We start from the raw sequence: 17,197 nt of genomic DNA on the forward strand, positions 1-17,197 counted from the left end.
GATTTTCTGGGGTTGTCGAGGAAGGATCTACTGGCTGTCCTGCGCGCCTGACATGACGGAGAAGTCGACATTCTCCCAATCGCCGGTTCCGGGCCAGAAAAAAGTGAAGATCAGCGTGCTTCCGTTGGGGAGGCTGGCCGTGGGCAGATCGACAAGATGAAGGCCGAAAGCGTTTTCCGCTGTCCGGCTGTCGTGGGCGGTTGCCCAATTGTCCGTGCTCCAGTGGATGGTGGCCGCCGTCAGCAGCTCGACGCGCAATGTCTTGCCCTCGGGCAGTGCGCGGATCTTGTTGTTGAAGCGCCATGCCCTGAACGACGATACGGTCTTGTCCTGGATGTAGCGCTTCACGCCTTGCGGCGGCATATCGAAGACGGCGCCGTCGCGTAGCGAGCGCAGCAGCTTGATGTGTTCGGAATGCGCCCAGACCAGTGGCATGGCGCTCCCCGATGGCTTGCCATGCAGAAGCTCGCGTTCAGGAATATCGGCGCCGTCCCACACCTGTTCGGGCAGCAGGCCGCCAGGCCCGGCCGACCGCTCCAGCGCATCGAGCAAGCTGGCCGCCTTGTCCTTGCGCCCGGCGGCCAGCTCGTAATGCGCCCTTTCGCCGGCCAGCAGGGGCCACGGCCGGCCCTGGCCGGTGCCGTCGAAGGGCGTGCCATCCTCGTGCTCGCCATAGCCGTCGCTGTTATAGCGGTACCAGAGCGGCCCTTGCGGCAGTTCGCAGCGCAGCTGCGCGTCGATGATCTTGACGGTGTCGACGATGCGCGGATCGTCGGCGGCTCTCAGGCCAAAGCGCACCAGGGCCAGCGCGTCAGGGCTGACGATTTCCTCGGCCGGTCGGTCGGTGTCGCCTGGTGGCCGGTTCTTGATCGGGACATAGCCGTCCTTCGGCGAGCCGGCTTCGGGGTCGTCTGGCGGCGCAATGCGGACGTAATAGCCGCCGACGCCGACGGCCTTGCAGATGGCGGTGCCGCTGACATAGCTCCAGCGCTCGACCTGGTCGTTCCAGCAGTCGGCTGTTTCGCGCAGGTAGGCCGCCTCCGCCGCTTTGCCGCAGGCATCGAGCAGGTCGGCGCCGGCAAGCAGTGCCGCGATCTCGACGGCCATCGTGAACGGGCTGTAGCCGGCGTCTTCTTCCCAGCGGTCCTCGCCAGTGACCGGACCATTGCGCACGACATAGGAGGCGGCGCGCTCGATCATCGGCAGGAAGGCCTTCAGCCTGGCACGCGGCAAGTGGCCAGCGCGATGCAGGGCATCCACCAGCAGCAAGGGAAAGGCGCATTCGTCCATCTGGATGCCGGGCCAATAGGCGGAGCCGTCGAGCCAGGCGTTCTGCGGCCAATGGCCGTCCGGCTGCTGGATGGAGCGGAGATATTCCAGGATCCGCAGTGCCGAGGCGGCATCGCCGGCGGCGAGAAAGCCGCCCGCTGTTTCGACCAGGTCGCGTGGCCAGACAAGATGATAGCCGCCGAGATCATCGTCGCCCTTGTTGAATCCCCATGGGATCGACAGGCTGGCCACCGCCGCGCCGGGCATTGCCGACGACCGGTGGGTGGCCAGCACCGCGGTGGAGACGCGGTAGCTGTTCACTCCGGGGACCGCGTGGCGGTCCAGTGGCAGCAGCCCCGCCTGCCATTCGCGCCATTGTTCGACGTAGGATTTCGCCGCCGGTTCAAAACCCCGCTTCAGGCTGGCGAAGGCGTTTTCGGCGGCTTCGTCCGGTGTCGTCCCAAAACCCAGCGCCAGCATGGTTTTTGTGTTGGCGGCGGTGAAGCCGATCTCGCCGGTCAGCGCGACATTGCCGTCCTCGGCACGCCGGCAAGCCGTATCGAGCTTGCCGGCGCTGTTGAGTTGCTGCCAGCCGTCGGAGAAGCCGACATAGCCGGCCGAGCAATCCCGCCAGGGCAGGGACGAGGCCAGCGCCAGGCAGGTGCCGCGCCCCGAGGCAAACAGGACGGGTTTTCCCTGGTACTCGCCGATCCAGGCGGTGTTGCCCATGCCGGCATTGACCAGATGCGGCGCCAGAAGCGCGTAGACGCGGTAGTCGGCCGCGGAGCCCTTGAGCGGACTGAAGGTGATTTCCTGCAGCAAGGTCGGTCGCGCCGGATCGGCCACGATGCGCTTCTCGATCCGGTAGGCGCCGTCGTCGGCTGTATTGACCAGCCTGTAGGCGGGCACGCCGTCCTCGAACGGCTCTATGCCGTGCGAGGCATCGCGCTTCTCCTCGGAGAAATAGCCATCCATGCCGGTGACGATCAGGCCGAGGTCGCGCGTGCAGGCGCTGTCGACGCGCGGATAGTACACCTCGTTCAGGATGCCGTGGCTGGTGGTGAACCAGACGCGGCTGGACGGCGAAAGCGCCGAGCCGACTCCGCTCTTGGCGCTTGAGGTCCAGCGCGCGGGAATTCCCGGCGCGCCCGGCGGCACAATCGGCGTCACTGCCATGCTTGTTCGCTCTCCTGGCCCGCATGCCTAGCCATCAAACGAAGCCATTTCAATCAGCGCACCGCAAGTTGATCGGCGGCGCACATCGGATTGCAGTTGACAGCCCGCCGGCCTTCTGCACTTTTGTCTGACAATAGATAAAAAACAGGATCGCAATCGCGAAATTCGTCGACAATCAAACTGATCAGCAACTCTCGGGAGGAGTATCACATGAAGAAACTATTGGTTCTCAGCACGCTTGCGGCGGTGCTCGCGGCCGGTACGGCTTTTGCCGACACCAGCGGCAAGAAGATCGCGTTCTCCAACAATTATGCCGGCAATTCGTGGCGGCAGGCGATGCTCGACAGCTATGGCATCGTCACCAAGAAGGCCGTCGACGACAAGATCGTCGGCGCGGCTGATGTCTTCACCACTGCCGACAAGGAGGTGCCGACCCAGGCCGCCCAGGTGCAGAACCTGATCCTGCAGGGCTATGACGCCATCGTCATCAACGCCGCCTCGCCGGATGCGCTCAACGGTGCCATCAAGCAGGCCTGCGATGCCGGCATCACCGTCGTCTCCTTCGACGGCACCGTCACCGAGCCCTGCGCCTACCGCGTCGTCGTCGACTTCAAGGACATGGGCAAGCAGGAAGTCGAGCAGATGGCCAAGTTCCAGCCCAAGGGCGGCAATCTGCTTGAAATCCGGGGGCTTGCCGGCACCTCGATCGATGATGCCATCCATGCAGGCATCCTCGAAGGCGTGGCCGCGCATCCCGAATTCAAGATCGTCGGTTCTGTCACCGGCGACTGGGACCAGACCACGGCTCAGAAGGCGGTGGCGACCATCCTGCCGTCGCTGCCCGACGTCGTCGGCATCGTCGACCAGGGCGGTGACGGCTATGGCGCCGCGCAAGCCTTCGCCGCCGCCGGCAAGCCGCGCCCGACCATCATCATGGGCAACCGGCAAGATGAATTGAAGTGGTGGAAGGAACAGAAGGACAAGGACGGCTACCAGACCTGGTCGGCTTCGATCGCGCCGGGCGTATCGACGCTCGCCTTCTGGGTGGCGCAGCAGGTGCTCGATGGCCGCAAGGACATTCCGCACGATCTGCTGGTGCCGTATCTGGCCTTCACCCAGGACGATTTCGAGGCGGCCCTGCCCAAGATCAAGGAGGGCGGTGTCGCCACCCACGAATACACGCAGGAAGATGCCATCGCGGCGATCAAAGCCAATATCAAGTGAAAGTCGCAGACGCGTTGCCGCGGGCATCACCGAGCGGATATCGTTGAGCATGGCTGCAGGCGACACGGACATCATCAGACCGGACGGCGCCGAAAACCAATTCGGCGCCGCCAGTGTTGACATCGTAAGACTTGACGGTGCCGAAAAGCATTTCGGCGCCGTCAGGGCGCTGGGCGGGGTGGATTTCCATGTCGGGCCCGGCGAGTGCGTCGGCCTCGTCGGCCATAACGGCGCCGGCAAGTCGACGCTGATGCACATGGTGGCCGGGACCTCGACGCCCGACAGCGGCACGATCACCGTGCATGGCGGCATCGAGGACAACTACTCGGTGTCGCGGGCGCAGCAGCGCGGCATACGCTGCGTGTTCCAGGAACTGTCGCTGTGCCCCAATCTCAGCGTCGCCGAAAACACGCGTATCAACCATGCGTCGCTTTCCGGCTTCGGCTGGCGGCGCAAGGCGGCAGAGCTGATCGCCGCCAAGCTGGACGAAATCTTTCCGGACCATGGCATCTCGGCCTGGGACATTGTCGGCGATCTGTCGATCGGCCGGCGCCAGATGGTCGAGGTGGCGCGTGCCTTCACCGTGACGCACGACCGGCTCGACCTGGTCATCCTCGACGAACCGACCTCGTCGCTCGACGCGCACACATCGGGCCAGTTGCTGGCCTTCGTGCGCCGCTTCGTCGCTGGTGGCAAAAGCTGCATCCTGATCTCGCACGTGCTGGGCGAGGTGCTGCGGAACGCCGACCGGATCGTGGTGATGCGCGACGGCAAGGTGGTGGCGTCGGACGCGGCTGGTGCCTTTGATCGCGACCGGCTGGTAGCCGTGATGGGCGGAGCCGAGGCGCGTGCGAAGACCGCCGCGCAGGCCGCCGCCGCCAAGACAGGCGCCAATCCGCTGCGCGTGCGGGCGCGGCCGGCCGGACAGGCGGATGGCAAGGACCTCGTCGCGCGCGCGGGCGAGATCATCGGCCTTGCCGGGCTGGCCGGTCACGGACAGACCGACTTGCTGCTGCGCATCTTTGATGCCGCCGCACGCGCCAAGACCGGCATCGAGGTGACGGCGCCGGTGGCCCTGGTGGCAGGCGACCGCCAGTCCGATAGCATTTTCCCGCAATGGTCGATTGCCGAAAACATCGGCATCCGCTCGCTGGCGCGCTTGCGCAACGGGCTGTTGATTTCACCCCAGCGTGAGGCCGAATTGGCCGCGTTCTGGCAGAAGAAGATCGGCATCCGCACGCCTGACATGAACAACAATATTTTCTCGCTGTCGGGCGGCAACCAGCAGAAAGCGCTGTTCGCCAGGGCGCTCGGCTCCGATGCCCAGATCGTGCTGATGGACGACCCGATGCGCGGCGTCGACATCGGTACCAAGCTGGAGGTCTACGATCTCGTGCGCGAGGAGGCGGGCCGCGGACGCACCTTCCTCTGGTACACGACCGAAACCGAAGAGCTCGACAATTGCGACCACATCTATGTCTTCAAGAACGGCCGCATCGTCGCCAATCTGACGCGCGACGAGCTGACCGAAGAGAAGATCATCCAGTCCTCCTTCGGCGATGCGGCCTGAGATGACGGCGACGCCAATCGACAATGGCTTCAAGGGATCGGCGGCACGCAACGCGGCGGCGCGGGCGCGGCTGTTGCGCGGCCTGCTGCCCGCGCTATCGCTGGCGCTGGTGTTGCTCGCGATCGCCTGGCTCAATCCGCGCGCCATCAGCTATTTCGGCTTCAGCCTGATGTTGAACCTGGCGATTCCGATCGCGCTGGCGACGATCGCGCAGATGTTCGTCATCGCCGGCAACGAGCTTGATCTCTCGATCGGCACCTTTGTCGGTTTTGTCGGTTGCGTCACCGCGACCTGGCTTAAGGATGCGCCGCTCATCGGCATCCTCATTCTCGCCGGATCGATCGGCATTTATGCGCTGCTCGGCGCGCTGATCCATCTGCGCAACCTGCCCTCAATCGTGGTGACGCTCGGCATGAGCTTCGTCTGGCAGGGCCTCGCCATTCTCGTCCTGCCAAAACCGGGCGGCAAGGCGCCGGACTGGCTGCTGGCGATCATGTCGTTCAAGCCGCCTTTCATTCCGTTTCCGATCATCGCCGCGCTGCTGATCGCGGCGGTCGTGCATTTCGGCCTGATGCGTACCTCCTACGGGGTGATCCTGCGCGGCTCGGGCGGCAATCCGGCGGCGCTCAAGCGCGCCGGCTGGTCGCTGCTCAAGACCAAGATCGTGCTGTTTGCGCTGGCCGGCCTGTTCGGCGTGCTGTCGGGCATGGCGCTGATCGGCATCACCACCTCGGCTGACGCCAATATCGGCAATGGTTACACGCTGCTGGCCATCGCCGGCGTCATCCTCGGCGGCGGCGAGTTCGTCGGCGGCCGGGTCTCGCCGATCGGCGCAGTCATCGGCGCGCTGACGCTGGCGCTGGCCGCCTCGCCGCTCCTCACCTTCATGCACATTCCGCCCGACTGGCAGGTGGCCGCCAACGGCGCCATCCTGATCATCGTGCTTGCGGCGCGGGTGCTGATCAGCCGCAGGGAAAGGTGAGCGATGGCTTCGCTGAAAACCCTGCTCACAAAACCCTGGATCTGGTCGTTTGTCGGTGCGCTGCTGGTGTGGTTGGCGACGATCGCCTTCACCGGGGGCTATGGCGGCGGCGGCATGGTCACGGCGGCATTGTCGCTTGCCGTGTTCACCGTCATCGTCGGCGTCGGCCAGATGTTCGTCATTACGCTTGGACCTGGCAATGTCGACCTGTCGCTGCCGGCCAATATCGGCCTCGCCAGCGCGGTCGCCATGAAGGTGATGGGCGGCAGCGATGCCATGATCCTGGTCGGATTGCTGGCGGCGCTCGCCTGTGGCGCCGCGATCGGGACCATCAACTATCTCTTGATCTGGGCGCTGCGCATTCCGCCGATCATCGCCACGCTGTCGGCGAGCTTCATCATCCAGTCGGTCGACATCAGCTATGGGCGCGGACTGCAGATCAAGCCGCCGCCTGGCTTCGCCGATTTCACCAACTGGCAGGTGCTGGGCGTGCCCGTGCTGGCGATCCTCACTGTGCTGTTCACCATCGGTGCGGCCATCGCCTTGCAGCGCATGATCTATGGCCGCTCGGTGCTGGCGATCGGCCAGAACATCCGCGCCGCCTGGCTCGCCGGCGTCAATGTCGGGCGGATCCGTTTTCTCACCTATACGCTGTCGGGCGCGCTCGGCGGCATCGATGGCGCGCTGCTCGCCGGTTATTTCCGCGGCGCCAATGTCGACATCGGCAACGAATACCTGCTCGCTTCGATCGCCGTGGTCGTCATCGGCGGCACGTCGGTGGCGGGCGGCAAGGCGAATGTGCCGGGCGTCTGGGGCGCGGCGCTGTTCCTGGTGCTGCTGCTCACCATGCTCAACACATTCGGCGTCAGCGCCGGGGTGCGTCTCCTGCTGACCGGGCTTATCATCGTAGGGGTGATTACGGCTGCGGGCGGCGAGAAGGCGGTGCGCTGACCGCAACGTCTCCGGCGCGACCGCAGCCTATCCGCCAACCATTGGACCAGCCGGTTCCCATTCGCGGCGTGGCCTTGTAAACCGGTCCCCGATCTCAGTCGGTCTTGGGAGGCCCCCACTTGTCCAGTTCTGTCAGCGTCGCGAACGAGGGTGGCGTCGCCATCGTCACCATCGACAATCCGCCGGTAAACGCGCTGAGTTTCCACGTCCGCGAACCGCTGATGCAGGCTCTGGTCGCTTTGCGCGATGACGCATCGGTCGCGGCCATCGTCATCGCTTGCGCCGGCCGGACCTTCGTTGCCGGCGCCGACATCACCGAATTCGGCAAGCCGATGCAGCAGCCGGAATTGCGCGCCATCGTGGCTGTGCTGGAAGCCATCGCCAGGCCAACGGTCGCCGCCATCCACGGTACCGCGCTCGGCGGCGGGCTGGAATTGGCGCTCGGCTGCCATTTCCGCGTTGCCGATCAAGGCGCCAGGCTCGGCCTGCCCGAGGTGAAGCTCGGCATCCTGCCCGGTGGCGGCGGCACGGTGCGGCTGCCACGCTTGGTTGGCGCAGCCAAGGCATTGAAGATGATCGTTTCCGGTACACCGATCGGTGCCGATGAGGCTTACGGCGCCGGCCTGGTGGATGCCGTTTTCGAAGGCGATCTGACCACCCACGCCGTGAATTTCGCCCGCGAAATGGCCCGCAAGGGCGGTCCGTTCCCGCCGGTGCGCGACCGCGACGACGTCCTGAAGGAGACCGACCTTGCCGCCTTCGATGCGGAGGCCGCGGATCTTGCCCGCAAAGCGCGTGGCCTCGAAGCGCCAATCGCCTGTGCGCGGGCGGTGCGCAATGCCGTCACGCTGCCCTTCGACGAGGCGCTGGCGGAGGAGCGGGCGCTGTTCGTCAAGCTTGTCGCCAGCGACCAGTCGCGCGCCCAACGGCACCTGTTTTTCGCCGAACGCGAGGCGGCCAAGCTTCCCGGCAAGGACGTCGTCAAGCGCAGGATCGCCCGCGTCGGCGTCATCGGCGCCGGCACGATGGGCGGCGGCATTGCCATGGCCTTCGCCAATGGCGGCTTTCCCGTCACCTTGCTGGAAACCAGCCAGGAGGCGCTGCGGCGCGGGTTGGCGACGATCGAGAAGAATTACACCGTCTCGGTTGCACGCGGCTCCTTGAGCGAGGATGCCAAGCGGCAGCGGCTCGCCCAGTTCAAAGGCACGATCGATCATGCCGATCTCGCCGATTGCGACCTGATCGTCGAGGCAGCGTTCGAGGACATGGCGGTCAAGAAAGAAATCTTCGGGAAGCTCGACGCGGTGGCGAGGCCGGGCGCCATCCTCGCCACCAACACCTCTTATCTCGACATCGACGAAATCGCCGCCTCGACCTCGCGGCCGCAGGATGTGCTCGGCCTGCATTTCTTCTCGCCGGCCAACGTCATGAAACTGCTGGAGATCGTGCGCGCCGAAAAAACGGCGCCCGATGCGCTGGCGACCGTGATTGACCTTGCGCGCCGGATCGGCAAGGTGGCTGTCGTCGTCGGCGTCTGTCACGGCTTCGTCGGCAACCGTATGCTGGCCGTGCGCGGCTCGGAATCCGAGGCGCTGCTGCTCGAAGGCGCGACCCCCAGCCAGATCGACAAGGCGTTCACCGATTTCGGCTGGCCGATGGGTCCGTTCCAGATGGGCGACCTTGCCGGCCTCGACATCGGCTGGCGAAACCGCAAGGCGCGGGGCCTGACGGCCGTCATCGCCGACACGCTGTGCGAACAGGGGCGCTTCGGCCAGAAAACCGGCCGTGGCTTCTATCTCTACGAGAACGGTTCGCGCACGCCGGTGCCCGATCCCGAGGTCGAGGCGCTGATCCGCGACAAGGCGGCGGAAAAGGGCATCGTGCCGCGCACGATAGACGCCGACGAAATCATCGAGCGCACACTCTATCCCCTGGTCAACGAAGGCGCGAAGATTTTGGAGGAGGGAATCGCGGCCCGTGCGTCCGACATCGATGTCGTCTGGGTCAATGGCTATGGCTTTCCCATCGGCAAGGGCGGCCCGATGTTCTGGGCCGGCCTCGAAGGCGCGGCCAGGATCGTCGGGCGACTCAGGTATTGGCATGAGCGGACGGGCAAGGATGTTTTCAAACCGGCGCCCTTGCTCGAGCGGATGGCCAAAACCGACTCGTGGGAAGCCTGACCCGGGGTAGTCAGCGGCCTGCGGGAATCACCGGATCCGCGCGTCGATGATCTCGACGAAGCGGGCGAAAAGGCCGGCCTGCGACTTGATGTTGAGCTTGCGGTAGATGTTGCGGCGATGGACCTTCACGGTTCCCGGCACGATGCGCATGGCCCTGGCGATCGATTCCGTCGAATGGCCCTGCAGCACCAGGTCGACGACGTGTTTTTCGCGCGGCGTCAGCGACAGGCTTTTCCAGATATGGGCGCGGTCGAACTCGTTGACCTCGGTGATTTCCTCGTCCTGCTTCGTCTCGGCCGGTTCGTCGGCGGGAAGAGTTGGCCAGCGCAGCCTGGTGAAGCTGATCACCGTCGGCGCCATGTCGCGCAGCAGCCTGGCATCGGCGGTGCCGAACGGACCGGAAGCGCTGAGCCGCATCAGCGACAGCACCAGCGCGTCCTTGCCCGGCAGCGGCACGAAGAAGCCGACTTCCTCGGCCAGCCTGGTCTGGCTGTAATAGGAGCGAAAATATTCGCTGGCGTAGAAGCGATCAGGAGCCAGTTCGCGCATGCGCCAGAACCCTTCCTTGCGCTCGACCGCCGCGTGATGGAAGGGGTCGAGCAGATAGGGGCCTTCCTGATAGAGCGCGACGAAGACGTGGCTTTCGGCCGGCGTGAAGGTCTCGAACAGCAGTGGCGGGCGCGCGGCACCCCGATAGCCGAAGATCACGCAATGGTCGAAGCCGACATGCTGCCGCAGCCAATCGACCATCGCTTGGCCGAAGAGATCGCCGCTCGTCTCCCGCGTCGCCGCGACAAGCGTCGCGAGCCGGCTGTATTCGTCGCTGCGGGAAGCGCTCAATCCAGTACCCCCTTAAACGGGAAAATAGATCAGATATACCACCTGCGAGGTATATACTAGCTGCCATTAGCTCTGGTAGCGTCTTGAAATCGCATCGTCCTGGAGCCCGCAGCCTTGACCGCAGTGCCCGACATCGAATTTCGCGGCGTCGCCAAGCGCTATGGCGCGGTGACCGCGGTCAGCGGCATCGACCTTGCCGTGCCGCCCTCCGCCTTCGTTGCGCTGCTTGGACCGTCCGGCTGCGGCAAGACCACCTGCCTGCGCATGATCGGCGGGTTCGAACAGCCGAGCGAAGGCCAGGTGTTCATCCGTGGCCAGGACATGGCCGGCACGCCGCCCTACCGACGGCCTGTCAACATGGTGTTCCAGCAATACGCGCTGTTTCCGCATCTCGATGTCGAAGCCAACGTTTCCTACGGGCTGCGCCAGGCAAGGCCACGGCTGTCGTCGCGCGATATCGGCCGGCGGGCTGGCGAAGCGCTCGAAATGGTGCGGCTCGCCGGCTATGGCGGCCGCAAGATCCACGAACTGTCCGGCGGCCAGCAGCAGCGTGTCGCGCTGGCGCGTGCATTGGTCAACAAGCCGGCGGTGCTGCTGCTCGACGAACCGCTTGCGGCGCTGGACAAGAAGCTGCGCACCGACATGCAGATCGAGCTGCAGAACCTGCAGCGCGAGATCGGCATCACCTTCGTGCTGGTGACCCACGACCAGGAGGAAGCGCTGTCGATGAGCGATTTCGTCTGCGTCATGAATGGCGGGCGCATCGTCCAGCTCGGCCAGCCGAGCGAGATCTATGACGAGCCGGCCGACCTGTTCGTCGCCGATTTCGTCGGCAAGACCAATCTGTTGAGCGGCACCGTCGCCGGGCACACGGGCGACCTGGTGGACGTGGCGCTGGCGGACGGCACTGTGGTCGCGGCGCGCAAGCGAACCGCGCTTCGACAAGGCGAGACCGTCTCGGTCAGTCTGCGTCCCGAATCACTCAGCCTTGGCGCTCCCGAAAGCGGTCCGCTCAAAGGCATCGTCCGTAACCGGATATTCCTCGGCTCGACCGCGGAATACGCGATCGAAGTGCAGGGCATCGGCACTTTGCTCGCCAAGGCTGATCACCTGATCGGCCAAGGCAATCTCTTCAAGCCGGGTGAACCCGTCGCCATCGGCTATGCCATGGGAACGCCGCTGGCGTTTCCGGAAACCAAGAACAACGGGACCAACCAGAGGGTAAACAAACATGTCGAAATCATATCGTGACGGACTGCCGATAAGCCCCGAGAATTTCGTCGACCAGCTGATGCGCCTGAAGCGCGGCTCGATCGGCCGCCGCGACTTCCTTGGCCTCACCGGCCTTGGCATCGCAACGGCGGTGATGGCGCGCGAGATCGGCATCATGCCGACCCCTGCCTTCGCCGCCGAAAGCCTTGGCGACCGCATGTCGATCGCCACCTGGCCGAATTACCATGACCCGCAGACCTTCGAGAACTTCAAGAAGGACACCGGCGTCGCCGTCGAGGTCAACGTGTTCGGCTCCAATGAGGAGATGCTGGCCAAGCTGCAGGCCGGCGCCTCGGGCTGGAGCCTGTTCGTGCCGACCAATTATACGATCTCGACCTACAAGAAGCTCGGCATCATCGAGCCGCTGGAGATGGCGAAGCTGCCGAATTTCGACGGCACCCAGGAAGATCCGCGCTTCACCTCCGAGGGCACGATCGACAAGGTGATCTACGCCGTGCCGAAGAACTGGGGCACCACGGGCTTTGCAGTGAACACCAAGAAGCTGACCAAGCCGATGACGAGCTGGAAGGAGTTCTGGGATACCGCCATGGCCGAGGGCGATGGCCGCACCATGGTGCACGACTACCAGCTCACCACCATCGGCAACGCGCTGAAATATTACGGCTATTCGTTCAATTCGCTGAAGCAGGACGAGCTCGCCAAGGCAGAGGAACTGCTGCTGAAGGTCAAGCCGCATCTGTTCGCCGTCTCGTCCGATTACCAGCCGGGTATGCGTGCGGGCGACGCGTGGATGACGATGTGCTGGACCAATGACGGTGCGCAGCTGCATCGCGACATTCCCGAGATCGCCTACGTGCTGGGCAAGGAAGGCGGCGAGATCTGGACCGATTTTTATGCCATCCCGAAGGACGCGCCGAACAAGCCCGCCGGTTACGCGCTGCTCAACTATCTGATGAACCCGCAGGTCGCGGTGAAGGAGCACCTCGCCAACGGCGCGCCTTCGACGGATGCGCGCGTCAACAAGCTGCTGCCCAAGGAAGTGCTCGACAATCCGATCCTCTATCCGGCGGCGGAGCTGTTGACGCCGCTCGAATTCGGCGCGGCGGCAACGCTGACCGACCCGGGCCGTGCCGAACTGATGGCGCGCTTCAAATCGGCTTGAGACTGGCCTGGATAAAGACAATCGACCGGCGGGCCCATGCTCGCCGGCACCGGGGCGGTTTCGATGCACGGCAACAGATTTCGGCGTAATTTCCTGACCGCCTTGCTGCTCGCGCCGGCGACGGCATGGCTGGTGGTCTTCCTGGTGCTGCCATTCATCGCCATCGCCGTGTTCAGCGTCGGCGAGCGGGCGCCCGAGGGCGGCTACCAGGCAGCCTTCACGCTGGCGCAGTATGCCAATCTCCCGGCACGGGCGACCGCGTTCTGGAACACGATGGTGCTGGCGCCAGTGGGCGCGCTCGCCTGCCTGCTCGTCGCCTATCCCGTCGCTTATTACCTCGCCCTGCGGGCGCCGCAGCGCTGGCGGCTGATCCTGCTCGCGCTGGTCGTCATTCCGTTCTGGACCAGCCTTTTGATGCGGACCTATGCCTGGATGTACATTCTGGGTGGACGCGGCATCCCGGCGCTGCTCGCCTTTGCCGGCATCGAGGATGTCAGGTTGATCAACACGCCGGGCGCGGTCCTGCTCGGCATCGTCTACGGCTATCTGCCGCTGATGATCCTGCCGATCTATGTCAGCCTCGAACGGCTCGACCGAAGGCTGCTGGAGGCCTCCGCCGATCTCGGCGCGAGGCCGTTGTCGACCTTTCTCGGCGTGACCCTGAAGCTGTCGCTGCCGGGCGTGATGACCGGCTTCTCGCTGGTCATGATCCTGCTGCTCGGCGAATACCTGATCCCGACGCTGCTTGGCGGCGGCAAGGTGTTCTTCATCGGCAACGCGCTGGTCGACCTCTTCCTGCAGTCGCGCAACTGGCCGTTCGGGTCGGCCATCGCGATCACGCTGGTGCTGGTCTCGGTGGTGGTGCTGATTGTCGCCAACCGCATTTCGAACCGCGTTGCGGGCGCTCGCCGGGTGGACCTCATCTGATGCGCGCCTTCGTCATTGCCGTCTTTGCGTTCCTCTATCTGCCGATCGTGCTGGTCGTGCTGTTTTCCTTCAACGCCGGCCACCACGCCAGCGAGTTCACCGGTTTCTCGGTGCAGTGGTATGGCAAGGCCCTGTCCAACCCGTTCCTGGTCGAGGCGCTGAAGAACAGCCTGTTCATCGCCAGCACCAGCGCCCTGCTGGCGGCGGTGTTCGGCACCGCGGCGGCGCTTGGCCTGGCGCGTGTCGGCGCCAGAACCCGCGCCGTCTTCGACGGGCTGCTTGGCGCGGCGATCGTCGTTCCGGGCGTCGTCATCGGCATCTCGACGCTGGTCGCGCTCGTTCAGCTGTTCGCGGTCGTCAATCCGTTCCTCGCCTCGGTCTGGCCGGGCGACCAGCCGCCGCGCCTGTCGCTCGGCTACGGCTCGATCATCGCCGCGCATGGCCTGTTCTCGATGGCGCTGGTGACGATGATCGTCGGCACGCGGCTCGGCAGCCTCGATCGTAATCTGGTCGAGGCCTCCAGCGATCTATACGCCACGCCGTTGACGACCTTCCGCTCGATCGTCCTGCCGCAGATCATGCCGGCGGTGGTCGCCGGTTTCCTGCTCGCTTTCACCTTCTCCTTCGACGACTTCATCGTCGCCTTCTTCGTCGCCGGCGCGCAGACGACGCTGCCGATCTATGTCTTTGCCTCTATCCGGCGCGGCGTAACGCCGGAGATCAACGCCATCGCGACGATCGTGCTCGTCGCCTCCGTCCTGCTCGTGGTGCTTGCCCAATGGCAACTGCGCCAGCGCAAGCCGTCAAACTGAAAGCCGCTCCATGATCCTCAAAGACCGCATCGCCGTGGTGACAGGCGCCGGCTCCGGCATCGGACGTGCCGGCGCCATGATCATGGCCAGGGAAGGCGCGGTGGTCGTCATCGCCGACAGGGACGGGACCGCCGGCGAGGCAACGGCCGCGGATATCCGGGCGGCGGGCGGCCGGGCCGAGGCGATCGCGACCGACGTCTCGAACGACAATGCGATCGACCAACTCATCGTCGGCACGCTCGACAGACATCAGCGCATCGACATCCTGCATAATCATGCCGGCATCCAGGTCGGCGGCACGCTGACCGAGGTCGAGACCGCCGGCATGGACGCATCCTGGCGGGTCAATGTGCGGGCGCAATTCCTCGCGGCGAGGATCGTCATGCCGTCGATGATCGCGCAAGGCGGTGGCGTCATCCTCAACACGGCTTCGAATTCGGGTGTGTTCTACGACCGCGAGATGATCGCCTATGCGACGTCGAAACATGCCGTGGTGGCGATGACCAGGCAGATGTCGCTCGACTATGCCCGGCACAATGTGCGCGTCAACGCGCTTTGCCCGGGCTGGGTCGACACCCCATTCAATGAGCCGTTCATCGCCCAGATGGGCGGACGCGAGGCGATCGAAACCTATGTCCGCACCAAGATCCCGATGGGGCGCTGGGCGGTGGCCGAAGAGATCGCCGAGGCGATCCTGTTCCTCGTCTCGGACCGTTCATCCTTCATGACCGGGCAAGCGCTGGTGATCGATGGCGGCGAGAGCATCGGCTGACGCTGCTTTCATCGATCGACCTTTCCCAGTTCAGCCCCGCTTTTTCTGTCGTTTCGCGGGATGCCGGACGGCACAAGACCATGGTCTGGCGGGTATGGGACTTCAGTGCCAAGCCAGGTAAAGCTGTGTATTTCCTTATCTTTTCAAGGGGTTGTTGATCCGACGCAGCGCGCGCTCTCGGATTGAGACCGCATTTGTCTAAAGTTTACCGGGTATGATTAGCGATTTCTCATACGCAGGTGGTTCAGCGGTGGGCGAGTGCGGCGATTCCCGAGGAGATTAGCATGACAAACCGGAAAACACTGTTCGCGGCCGTGGCCGCATTGGCGCTTCTGGCGTCTCCGGCGCTCGCCGGCAATGGGCATGGCAATGGCGGCGGCAATGCTGGAGGCAATGGCGGCGGCAACGGCAATGGCGGCGGCAATGGCGGCACCCATGGGAATGGCAACGGCAACAGCGGTGCTTCGCACGGCAAGTCGTCGGCACCGGGACGGGCAGCCAAGACGGACACCGACACAACGGCCGACGCCACGGTCGATACGAACACAAAGGTCTCGTCCGTGCCCAAGGAGAAGAATATCCACGCCAAGCTTGGCCGGCTGAACTCGCTGCAGCGCAACGTCAACGCCTATATGAACTCCAAGAGCAAGAAGTTCGCCGCCGTTCAGGCATTCGTGACGCAGTCGGCGAAAGCCAAGAACGCGCAGACCGCGGCTGCGGCGGCCGCTGCCACAGCTGCCGCGGCCCAGGCTCAACTGGATACGCTGAATTCGCAGTTGAGCGCACTGACGTCGCTGTCTCAGGCCGAAATCGACGCCATGACAGCCGAACAGCAGGCGGCCCTGCCCGGCCAGATATCGGCGCTGCAGGCTGACATCACTGCCCAGCAGGCGGTGGTCGACGCCGACAATACTGCGGCCGATGAGGCTGCGGCCGCGGCTGCGGCGGCAGCGGTCGGCACCGATGATGCATCGCTCGATGCGGCGCTGACCGACATGGCCAACAAGCCGGTCGACGCCGAGGTCACGGCCTGGGCCCAAGGTGTTCTTGCCGGCAAGATCGACCAGACGGCGGCCAAGCTTCAGGCGGGAACGACGCCGTAGCGGTTCGTCGCTGAAAAGGCCCGTAGTCACCAGAGGAGATGCCGCTGGGCTTGGCCTGGCGGCATCGTTTTCCTCCTGGAGCCGTTCCCGCTCAACGACAACGCAGAACCGCTTCTCGCTTCGACCTGATTGTCGGCGAAAAAAGCCGAGCGCGGCTTGTCGACTGGCTGGTGGCCAACAAGACCGGTGGTGAGCGCATCAGGGCGGGCCTGCCGAGAGGCTTGAAATGCGGCGACAAGACCGGGACCGGCGAGCGCGGCAGTACCAATGATGCCGCCGTCATCTGGCCGGCCTCGGGCCATCCGGTTCTGATGTCGATCTATCTGACCGGCACCGAGCAGAGCCTGAACGGCGCGGCTCTGCCGCGCCGCCGGTTTCACACACATCCAGCCGTTCCGGGTCATGCATCAACGTCTTCCGGCTGAAGCAATCGTTGCGCGAGCACCTCAATACACTCGACCATCTCGACAACCGGCGATATGAAATGGGTGCCGATCTGTTCGCATCCCCTGCGCCTCTCCCGCAGCCAGGGACCGCAGGCGGCCAGGCAAGGAGCCGCACTGTTCGGCGTGATCAGCCGGCCGGATTGAAGAGGATGAATTGACGCGTAAAGCCAGCCCGACCATCGCGCTGTTTTCCAAGGCGGGCTCTGGCGCCGCGCTGAACTGCATTGGCATCGCACAGGCCTTGCCCGCCCGGGGCGCCCAGCCTTCATCCACCACGGCGGCAATAAAAGCTTTTGCGAGGCGCTGCGCTTCGGCGTGCCGTCGCTGATCATGCTCTATTGCTGGGACGACAATGCGCAACGCGCCGGAGAGACCGGCGATCATATCGGCCGCGACGGCTGGACCGAAGGGGGATTGAAGAGAGCCATTCTCGGCCTGCTGGCCGATGACGCCACGCCCGCCCGCCTCAGGGACAATTCAGCCGAGATGGCGCTGAAATCCGGAACGGACGTGGCCGCGCAAGCCATTCTCTCCCCGATACGGACATGAA

General features: G+C 64.7%; 15 protein-coding genes. 13 read left to right on the forward strand and 2 right to left on the reverse strand.

The window, feature by feature from the left end; translation table 11 throughout:
* Positions 1–27: 27 nt before the first annotated feature.
* Positions 28–2,445 (reverse strand): glucan 1,4-alpha-glucosidase, encoded by a 2,418-nt coding sequence (locus tag MESAU_RS05560; protein ID WP_015315080.1) that lies wholly within the window; start codon positions 2,443–2,445, stop codon positions 28–30.
* Positions 2,446–2,655: 210 nt separating this feature from the next.
* On the opposite strand from MESAU_RS05560, the gene MESAU_RS05565 reads away from it, so the two are divergent.
* The 5 genes from MESAU_RS05565 (at position 2,656) to MESAU_RS05585 (ending at position 9,352) form a co-directional block, all read left to right on the forward strand.
* On the forward strand, positions 2,656–3,669 hold the full coding sequence (locus tag MESAU_RS05565) for an ABC transporter substrate-binding protein (RefSeq protein ID WP_015315081.1): 1,014 nt from the start codon (positions 2,656–2,658) through the stop codon (positions 3,667–3,669).
* A 49-nt stretch (positions 3,670–3,718) separates the two neighbouring features.
* The gene (locus MESAU_RS05570) at positions 3,719–5,239 is read left to right on the forward strand and encodes a sugar ABC transporter ATP-binding protein (RefSeq protein ID WP_015315082.1); all 1,521 of its coding nucleotides are present in this window, start codon (positions 3,719–3,721) and stop codon (positions 5,237–5,239) included.
* A gap of 1 nt (position 5,240) precedes the next feature.
* Entirely contained in the window at positions 5,241–6,221 is a 981-nt protein-coding gene (locus MESAU_RS05575; RefSeq protein WP_015315083.1) for an ABC transporter permease, read from the forward strand.
* A gap of 3 nt (positions 6,222–6,224) precedes the next feature.
* Positions 6,225–7,172 (forward strand): ABC transporter permease, encoded by a 948-nt coding sequence (locus tag MESAU_RS05580; protein WP_015315084.1) that lies wholly within the window; start codon positions 6,225–6,227, stop codon positions 7,170–7,172.
* A 119-nt stretch (positions 7,173–7,291) separates the two neighbouring features.
* Positions 7,292–9,352 carry a 3-hydroxyacyl-CoA dehydrogenase NAD-binding domain-containing protein gene (locus MESAU_RS05585; protein ID WP_015315085.1) on the forward strand — a complete coding sequence of 687 codons (2,061 nt, stop codon included), beginning with the start codon at positions 7,292–7,294 and terminating at the stop codon, positions 9,350–9,352.
* 27 nt (positions 9,353–9,379) lie between these two features.
* Here the strand turns inward: MESAU_RS05585 and MESAU_RS05590 are convergent, their stop codons facing one another.
* Entirely contained in the window at positions 9,380–10,192 is an 813-nt protein-coding gene (locus tag MESAU_RS05590; RefSeq protein WP_015315086.1) for a helix-turn-helix transcriptional regulator, read from the reverse strand.
* 114 nt (positions 10,193–10,306) lie between these two features.
* Here MESAU_RS05590 and MESAU_RS05595 point away from each other — a divergent pair, with 114 nt between their 5' ends.
* The 8 genes from MESAU_RS05595 to MESAU_RS05630 all read left to right on the forward strand — a co-directional run bounded on the left by MESAU_RS05595 (position 10,307) and on the right by MESAU_RS05630 (position 17,196).
* Positions 10,307–11,443 (forward strand): ABC transporter ATP-binding protein, encoded by a 1,137-nt coding sequence (locus MESAU_RS05595; protein WP_015315087.1) that lies wholly within the window; start codon positions 10,307–10,309, stop codon positions 11,441–11,443.
* Positions 11,424–12,587, forward strand: a complete 1,164-nt coding sequence (locus MESAU_RS05600) for an ABC transporter substrate-binding protein (RefSeq protein WP_015315088.1) — start codon at positions 11,424–11,426, stop codon at positions 12,585–12,587. The genes MESAU_RS05595 and MESAU_RS05600 overlap by 20 nt, the downstream gene beginning before the upstream one ends.
* A gap of 63 nt (positions 12,588–12,650) precedes the next feature.
* Entirely contained in the window at positions 12,651–13,514 is an 864-nt protein-coding gene (locus MESAU_RS05605) for an ABC transporter permease (protein WP_041163641.1), read from the forward strand.
* Positions 13,514–14,326 carry an ABC transporter permease gene (locus MESAU_RS05610; RefSeq protein WP_015315090.1) on the forward strand — a complete coding sequence of 271 codons (813 nt, stop codon included), beginning with the start codon at positions 13,514–13,516 and terminating at the stop codon, positions 14,324–14,326. Before MESAU_RS05605 ends, MESAU_RS05610 begins: the two co-directional genes overlap by 1 nt.
* A 10-nt stretch (positions 14,327–14,336) precedes the next feature.
* Complete coding sequence (locus MESAU_RS05615) at positions 14,337–15,098, forward strand: SDR family NAD(P)-dependent oxidoreductase (RefSeq protein ID WP_015315091.1); 762 nt, start codon at positions 14,337–14,339, stop codon at positions 15,096–15,098.
* A gap of 284 nt (positions 15,099–15,382) precedes the next feature.
* Positions 15,383–16,201: a hypothetical protein gene (locus MESAU_RS05620; protein WP_015315092.1), complete on the forward strand. Its 819-nt coding sequence runs from the start codon at positions 15,383–15,385 to the stop codon at positions 16,199–16,201.
* A gap of 38 nt (positions 16,202–16,239) precedes the next feature.
* Positions 16,240–16,626, forward strand: coding sequence for a serine hydrolase (locus MESAU_RS05625; RefSeq protein WP_041163290.1), 387 nt, complete (start codon positions 16,240–16,242; stop codon positions 16,624–16,626).
* A 336-nt stretch (positions 16,627–16,962) separates the two neighbouring features.
* Positions 16,963–17,196: a hypothetical protein gene (locus tag MESAU_RS05630; protein ID WP_041163291.1), complete on the forward strand. Its 234-nt coding sequence runs from the start codon at positions 16,963–16,965 to the stop codon at positions 17,194–17,196.
* Position 17,197 lies beyond the last annotated feature (1 nt).

The sequence above is a fragment of the Mesorhizobium australicum WSM2073 genome, from assembly GCF_000230995.2.
Classification (GTDB): Bacteria; Pseudomonadota; Alphaproteobacteria; order Rhizobiales; family Rhizobiaceae; genus Mesorhizobium; species Mesorhizobium australicum.